This window comes from Specibacter sp. AOP5-B1-6 (assembly GCF_052376555.1).
Lineage (GTDB): Bacteria > Actinomycetota > Actinomycetes > Actinomycetales > Micrococcaceae > Specibacter.
In genome coordinates, this window is sequence record NZ_JBQSVT010000073.1 from 1 (window position 1) to 7,895 (window position 7,895).

The window sequence follows — 7,895 nt, forward strand, 5'->3', positions numbered from 1 at the left end:
CCATAACCCTGTGAGGTCGGCGGCGGTGATGGGGCGTTCGTGGGAATGGTTGATGGTTTGGCGGACCACTTGGTCTGGGTCAAAGCCAAGTCGCTGGGCACGGGAACGCCAGCCGTCTGCCAGGTCGCTGAGCGGCCGCGGATCCTTGCCCTTCGCCTGCCTAGTCGAGAGTGTGGCCTGCTGGCGCAGCCTGATGACCATGGTGGGGGAGGGCTCACGGCCGTGTTCCAGCCTCCATGCCTCGACCAGCCGGTCCTTCTCCTCTTCAATACTGTGAGAGCGGCTGGAGAACTCATGGATCAGGGCGTCATCGACGCCTACGAGCTCATGGCGGGCGTTGCGCACATGGCTGGTGGGTGGCCGAAAATCGGGCACTGCGCCCAGGCGTTCCTGCAAGCGGTCAAAGAGCAGGCCGTTGTAGTGTTGGCTGGCCGCCACGGTGGCCTTGTAGAGCGTCCTCGAATCAAGTGTGGTCCATGCACCGTCAGTTGCCCGCTGCACCCGGTTGGCAATGACCACGTGGGTGTGGAGTTGGGGATCTCGGGCGCGGGATTCCCAATGGTCAAACGCGGCGGCCACGGCGCCCTTCGCTGCGACGTGGGCGACTCCGCCGCGGCCGGTGCGGGTGTGGATGGCAGATTCCTCGAGCCACTCCAGGACCTCATTGACGGCATTATGATGAGCGGCGAGGATCTGCTGCTGTTCATCGCGTGAAGCCAGCGCCCAAAGGACGGAAATGGATTTAGGGACGCTGAACGTCAGGTCGAATCCGGCCACGGCAACGCGCTGGATTTCCTCACCGTTGCGATGGGCGATAGTGGCTTTTCCGTGGTGGTGGCCCAATGGCTGGTGCGTGTCCGGGTGGTCGGCGTTGGTGAAGACTGCGGTGGCGTCGTCACTGGTGACGGGGTCCAGCCTTTCACGGCTTATTCCAGCCAAGCCGCTGCCGATCCACCGGCCAGGGGGAGTGCCGGCCTTCATGTAGTAGCTCGTTGCGTCGCTTGGGGTGAGGGGGACGTCGTCGTGCATGGTGGTTTTCAACAGGTACTTGACGCCGCTCTTCGCGGTCAGGCGGGCGATGGAGATAGTCATCGGGCTTCTTCCGAGATCTTCGTGTTCCAGCCGCGACGGTGGAAGATTTCCGCGGTGGGCCGGTCAAGGGGGATGCCGAGGTGGTCGGTGAGTTGGAGCATGCGAACGGCGATCTGCATCAGGTCCTGCAGATCAGCGTTTCTAGTCTTCAGGATTCGCGAGACCTCCAGTTTCAGCTCGACGCATTCAGCCTTGGCCTCTGCAAGCTGACTGGACTGGTCAAAATACTTGTTGGCCAATACGTGCAGCTGGGTTCGCTGATCGTCGATGACTCTGTCCCGAGCCAGGACAGTTTCCTGGGACTTGGACAGGATGACGGATGTTCCAGATTGCAAACTGTGCAGGTGCTCTTTCTCCGCATTGAGGAGGCGAGCGTTGCCACTGGCGTGCTCAATGGCAACGAGGGTTTGGGTGCTAGTTCTTGCTGTGGCTCGCCGAGTGTCCCGGCGGCGCCGCTCACGGGATCGTCCCGAGCAAGTGGCTGAGCAGTACAGCTGGGTGGTGCGCCGCGGTTCAAACGGGGCTTGGCATTCTGGGCACTTTTTCGTAGACATACAGAATCATGGCCAGTTGGGCCCAGAACACCATGACTGCCCGTGGAACTTCCCGCCACGGGCAAGGCCTTGGATGCCAGACGTGTAACTCAACTGGTGGGCTTCAGCAATAGAGGCTCCGGTGTCAATTTATTGGCAATCGTTTGATCGGCTAGGTGAATATTGGCGATTGGATCTGGCTGGCCGGTTTCAACGAAATGCAAGGGTTGAATAGTGCTTTCTTTGCGCCCGGTGCGCGAGGGACCAATTTTTTTGGGAGGCGTTATGGGATGGTCGACGAGCAACCCCATTCCTTGCAGCGACTATGATCATGTGGACAAAGTGGGTAGTTCTAGGGGGACGATTGGTTGGCGCAGACAGGCACGAATGGAGTCACGATGCTCGGGACCAGTTCTTCGGTCCAGAGCCATCGCTCGAGGATCCCTTGCCGGCGCACAGACAGGCCATTGAAGCCTGTCGAGCGCTTCTGACGGAGTCTTATCAGCGCTCTCTGGACGCTGTCTCGGCGAACGAAACGACCAGACAGTTTCTCGGTCTACTGTCGCCCTCCGAATGGGGAGACGTGCCGCTGGCGGATGCGCCAATGCGGGTCGTCCTGATGGGGCGAACGATGGCTGGCAAGAGTACACTCCTGGCGGCGCTGACTGGAAGCTCAGAGGAACGGATCGGGGACGGTCGGCAGCGGTACTCGCGAGACGTCTTCGCGGCTCGTGCGCTGCAACTAGACAATGTCGAAATCGTTGATACGCCAGGAGTGGGAGCAAAGGATGGTGAGGATGACCTTGCCCAAGCTATGGCCCAGGTGTCAGGTGCTGACCTCATACTGTGGATAGCGAGCAATGACTCTTTCCAAGAGGAGACTGCCCAGGCGCTACGTGCTGTGGCGTTGCGCGGCAAACCCGTCGTCGTGGCACTGAATTGCCGCGCACCACTGGCCGATGATCTGGACCGAGAAGATTTCCTTGAGGATCAAGACGCCGTGTTTGCTCAACACGAGGGCCATTTCAGAACGATCCGTACCCATCTTTCCACGGCGGCCGTACGCCCGGTCGCCGAGGTGATGCTCCACGCCGAGGCTGCTCGCCAAGCTTTGGCAGTCGGAGAGACTGATGTCGAGCTATGGGAGGCGAGCCGTCTGAGAAGCGTCCTTGCCATCTTGGAACAAGAGAGCAAGGAACGGCGTACAGGTCGGCGCGTCCTGCGCGAGACTGATCATGTCCGATCACGAGTACTTGAGCTAACTGAAGTTCTCGCCATTATTGAGCAGGGCACCCATGAGATCGTTGACTTTGCTCGAGGTATGCGGGAAGACCAGGAACTACGTACCGCACGTCTGATCAACGCCTGCAGCCAGAGAATGGAGGACGACGTTGTCCGCATTGTCGGTAACCGGCAAGGGTGGTATGGGTCGGTTACAGATTTTGGCCCGCAGGTCGCTGAGCTTTGGGAGAAGGAACAGTCTGATCTAGTCGCTGAGCTCGACGAGGTTTTGAAGGCGAGGTGCAACGACTTGGAGAGAGCAATCGATGACACAAGGGCCGAGACGGAGCGCGAGTGGACGACGGCTGTTCGTGGACGATTAAAGGTCGAAGGTTTACACGACTTCCGTGGGTTGTGGAAAGGACGTGTGGCGGGTGCGGTCGTTGGCGGAGGCGGGGCGCTCGCTTTGATGGCGTTTGGCATGGCTGTGGGTTCAACTCTGGGCCCGGCAGGCACCGTCGTTGGAGCCCTTGCTGGCATAGCGATCAATGTGGCTGGCTCATTTCTCGTCACTCCGTTGCGAAAAAAGGTTCAGTCCTTCTTCATAAGCAAAGGAAAGATCCTAGAAGCCAACCGACAGCTCCTCCAAACGGAAATCGGCAAGGTTCTCGCTTTGCTGGAAGAGGAGGTGATGGCTGAGCTGAGTGGGACCATCACACGAATCCGTGAAGACCTTGCCCATGTTTTCGCCGGTCATGCAGAAGCCGAGGTCGACTCGCTGGCGGTAGCCAATCTAGTGTCTCGCCAGCGGCAGTCACTGGGACCCGCAATTTCAGCCCTAGACCACGCAACAGCCCGTTGCTTGCTCAGTGCTGACGGTCGCCCTCGCCTCGCAGCGTCAGTTGGAAAGGTGACCCGACTCCCTGGAGTATGCACAGCAATCGAGATGACCAGCGAAGGGCTGTCGGAGGCTTGGCTGTTTCCCCCGTCCTCACCGGAGACAATGATTTTTGGGAGGGCGCCGTACCAAGAGCTCCCTGGCGCGCGTGCCATGTCATACGTCGCCGGCCTGACCGAAGAAGTTCCAGCCTCCATCAGGTGCAGCACCACCGGCACCACCGTCACTACCAATGCCCCAGTGCCAAACCAAATTCTGGATGCCTGGTCCGCGACTTTATCTGATCATCTGGGATCCCAGGTGCAGATTGTCCACAACCTAGTTCCCCGAGGAGCCTGACCAAATGAACGACCTCCTGTACCACTCTGCCCCAGCTATGGCGCGCGACCTTTCGAGCCGCCTAGTGATGCTCCTTGGAAACCTGTCCCCTGACGAATCGTCGAGATTCCAACGGATGCTTGTCATCGAGGAACACAAACGTCCTCGGATGGTACTTACCGGGCAGTACAGTAGCGGAAAATCGACTCTGATCAAGGCCCTCACTAATGACACCGCGCAGGTGGTGATCGACTCGGCGGTCGCGACGGACACTGTTGACGTGTTTGATTGGGACGGCCTCGTTGACTTAGTCGATACCCCAGGTGTGCAGGCTGGCCAGGAGGAGCATGACGAGCTCGCTGAGGAAGCTTTGCGGTCCGCTGATCTCGTCTTGTTCACCGTCACTGTCGAGATGTTTGATGACCGATTGGTCGAGCACCTGCGCCACATCACCGAGGACCTGCGAAAAGGGCCACAGCTGCTTGTGGTCGTCACCAAGTGTCGTAGCCTCGTCGCGGCAACCGGGGTACGAGAAGCTGCGGTCCGTGAAGCACTGAATGGTTTCGCCGACCAAGTGCCGTGGGTCGAGTGCGACGCCGAAACCTATCGGCGTGGGCTGCAGGAGCCAGACCCGTTGCGGGCCGCTCGTCGCTTCGATGCATCGAAGATAGACGAGGTCAGGGCCACAATCAACCGGATCGCCCACGCCCGTGGTGACTTGGCCTGTTTCCGAGTGCCACTTCAACAAGTCGCACTCGTCGCGGGAGAAGCGCTCGCAGCCCTCACCGATGACCCCGCCGAGGAAGCGGTCCTGACTGTGTTGGCACGCCAGCGTGCCGCTCTCACAAACCGCCGAGGACTGCTGGATTCGGCCTTAGTGCGGCAGGAGACCGAGTTTCGTAATGAGTGCATCCGGGCTGCCGAGCGTCTCGCGAACACTGTGGAATCGATAGAAGAATCACTAGCAACAGATTGGTCGAGGCTAGACGCTGCCTCCTCGACACTTAACGAAGAATTGGACTCAGCAAACCAGAGGTTCGCGATAGGAGTGCATGACATTTTGGCTTCTCAGCTTGCGGATCTGACTTCCGAGGTACGCGAGATCGAGGCCTCGCCGTATGCCCGACAGCTGCTTTCCGTCGACGTGCAGGGGAACATCGAGGCACAGAGCACCTTTGTACACCCGGGCATTGCACAGCAGCCAGCCGGGAAGAGCGTGCGCGTTCCCGCTTGGGGACCCAAGGCTGCAGAGCATCTGAGAGCATTCGAGACGGTCTGGGGCGCAGGCAACGGTGTCAAGAACTCGGCAGGTAGCATGGGGCACAAATTTGTCTACAAGGCAGGAAAGTTCCTCGGCAAAAAGTTCGAACCGTGGCAAGCCGTGCGCTGGGCGAACAATCTCGGCAAGATCGCGAAGGGCGCAAATATGGTCCTTCCTGTTGCCCTAGAAGCATATTCGGTTTGGAGCGATGAGCGTCAGGAGGTACGTGCCGTGAAGGAGAAGATGCGCCGGCGGAGTGCCCTAGTCGGGCGCGTCCTCGCCCAGTGCGACGAAATCTCGAAAACAGCACTTGTCCAATTGCGGGGTGAGCTCGATTCGGAGTTCGGCAAAGGGATCGGTGCGATTGACGAAACCAGCCAGTCTGTTCACGACGCTAGGGACTTCCGCAACAACCTAGAACGCGACTTTTACGCGATTCAAGGGGACGCTCAGTCGATGCTCGATCGGCTCGAGGTCCCCGCACTGAATAAATGAGTGTCGACGAGAGTGGCTGTTTTGGCCACGATACTCGCCGGACTGGTCGAAGTCGCGGACTCGGTGTCGGCAATGGAGCGGGGTTGTCTGAGGCTAGCGATACTGTGACTATGTACACCAACCTCTAGGTTGCTCGCATGGTGCAACTTGGCAAGAAAACCTCAAAGTGTACGCGGGTGCGCTGACGAGAGAGTTCGTAGCGGACTCGGATCTAGGCTCGAGCCGATATCAAGGAGAACAATCGATGGACACTGGAGTTCGTACACCGCTGGCCGTATTCACGATGCCCCAGCATCTCATAGTGCCCTTATTTCAACGAGCGTACGTGTGGGATGAGGAAAGCCAGTGGGCGCCACTCTGGCAGGATATCCGCCGTCTGGTAGAACTCCAGTTATCGAATCCTGGAAAGCCGGCAACCCACTTCTTGGGCGCCGTTGTCCTCCAAGCGATGTCTAGCCAATGGGGTTCGATGCAGGCTTGGTCAATCATTGATGGACAGCAGCGGCTCACAACGTTGCAATTATTCTTCGACGCCGCCGCGGGAGCCTTTGAGTCTCGCGGACTTGAACATCTAACCGGGCAACTTGCAGCATTGACTCACAATGCAGGGGCGTTTGTCCAAGGTAATGATGTGTCCTTGAAGTTGCGGCACACCAATCGGGACCGGCTGGCATACGACGAGGTCATGCTCGCCGCCGTTCCTGTCGACTATGAGGTCCTCGCCCACTCAACGTCTCTGTTGGTCAAGGGACATCAATATTTTTCTGGACAGGTCAACGCTTGGCTAGATGAGGCCTCTGGTGTAGAACCGAATACTAAAGCCGCGATCCTCACAAACGTTCTTACCCAGTCTCTGGAGATTGTGGTCATTGGACTGACCTCTGAGGAGAACTCGCAGGAAATTTTCGAGACTCTCAATGCTCGTGGTACTCCTTTGACCGCTGCTGACCTCATCAAAAACTTTGTGTTTCAGCGCCTGGAGTCCGAAGGCGTTGACACCAAGTATGCGTACACAGAGTTGTGGCCATTTGAACAGAAATTCTGGGAAAAGGAAGTCAGTGTTGGCCGGTATCCGGTATCCCGCAGCTCGCTGTTTCTCAACCAATGGTTAGTGTCGCGTGCAGGGGAGGAGATAGGCCCCAAATCGACTTTTTCTCGCTTCAAACATTTTGTCGAGCATGAGTCTGACCAGTCGATGGTCGACCTCCTCGGCGTTATTAAACAGCAGGCAACGCGCTACCAGGGGTGGAGCGCGAAGGCAGCCGATCCGCACGCAGACTTGAACGCCGTTGAAATGTGTGTTTACCGTTCGCAGTCTGCGGAGATTGAGGCTCTTAAGCCGGTACTGCTGTGGTTGAACGAGCCACAAACCTCCTATTCCTCTGAAACGATCAGTCGAGTAATTGCAATGACTGAGAGCTGGTTTATGCGCCGTGCCCTCATGAGACTTTCGATGAGTGACCTTGGACGAGTTGTTGCCGATCTGATTGGAACGCACCGCAATGCCCCTGCCGAGGAAGTTACTGATCGGGTTCAGTCGTTTCTGACCAGATTGGACGCTGTCAGCACGTATTGGCCTGGGGACACGGAAATACGGGCCGCCTTGGCCACCGAGCAGGCGTATCGACGATTCAAGCGTGGCCGATTGCGAATGTTCCTGGAAGCTGCGGAGGATCACTACCGTGGCTTCACAGGTCACAAGCGTTCCAAAACCGGAGTTCGAGTGCCACGGGTTGGTTTGCCGATTGAACATCTCATGCCTCGTAGCTGGTCAGAACACTGGCCTGTCGTTGACCTAACCGCAGAGATTGACCGGGATTCCCATATTCACAGACTTGGAAACCTCACGCTGATAACGAAGTCCCTGAACTCGTCCATTTCCAACGGTCCATGGCTTGGAGAAATAGGGAAACGGGCAAAGTTGGACCAACACGACGTATTCCTGATGAATCGAAGGGTTCGGGAAGTCTCCTCAAGTGGATGGACCGAACAATTAATCGATGACCGCACTGAAGACCTCATAGATGCTCTCGTCGCGACGTGGCCAGTACCTGATGGGCACCAAGGCGTGATTAGC

General features: G+C 57.9%; 6 protein-coding genes. 3 read left to right on the top strand and 3 right to left on the bottom strand.

Going from position 1 to position 7,895, the window contains the following annotated elements:
- The 3 genes from mobF to ACT3TS_RS19225 form a co-directional block, all read right to left on the bottom strand.
- Positions 1 to 1,092: MobF family relaxase (gene mobF, locus ACT3TS_RS19215; RefSeq protein ID WP_444533138.1), on the bottom strand; the 1,092-nt coding region annotated here is incomplete at its 3' end.
- A complete protein-coding gene (locus ACT3TS_RS19220; protein WP_444533139.1) occupies positions 1,089 to 1,427 on the bottom strand; it encodes a hypothetical protein in 339 nt (112 codons plus the stop codon). The genes mobF and ACT3TS_RS19220, both read right to left, overlap by 4 nt.
- A 308-nt stretch (positions 1,428 to 1,735) precedes the next feature.
- A complete protein-coding gene (locus ACT3TS_RS19225) occupies positions 1,736 to 1,930 on the bottom strand; it encodes a hypothetical protein (RefSeq protein WP_444533140.1) in 195 nt (64 codons plus the stop codon).
- 314 nt (positions 1,931 to 2,244) lie between these two features.
- On the opposite strand from ACT3TS_RS19225, the gene ACT3TS_RS19230 reads away from it, so the two are divergent.
- From ACT3TS_RS19230 to ACT3TS_RS19240, 3 genes are all read left to right on the top strand, one after another.
- The gene (locus ACT3TS_RS19230; protein WP_444533143.1) at positions 2,245 to 4,083 is read left to right on the top strand and encodes a GTPase; all 1,839 of its coding nucleotides are present in this window, start codon (positions 2,245 to 2,247) and stop codon (positions 4,081 to 4,083) included.
- A gap of 4 nt (positions 4,084 to 4,087) precedes the next feature.
- Complete coding sequence (locus tag ACT3TS_RS19235; RefSeq protein WP_444533141.1) at positions 4,088 to 5,818, top strand: GTPase; 1,731 nt, start codon at positions 4,088 to 4,090, stop codon at positions 5,816 to 5,818.
- Between the two features lie 244 nt (positions 5,819 to 6,062).
- Positions 6,063 to 7,895 (top strand): DUF262 domain-containing protein (locus ACT3TS_RS19240; protein WP_444533142.1); only part of this gene is annotated, 1,833 nt, incomplete at its 3' end.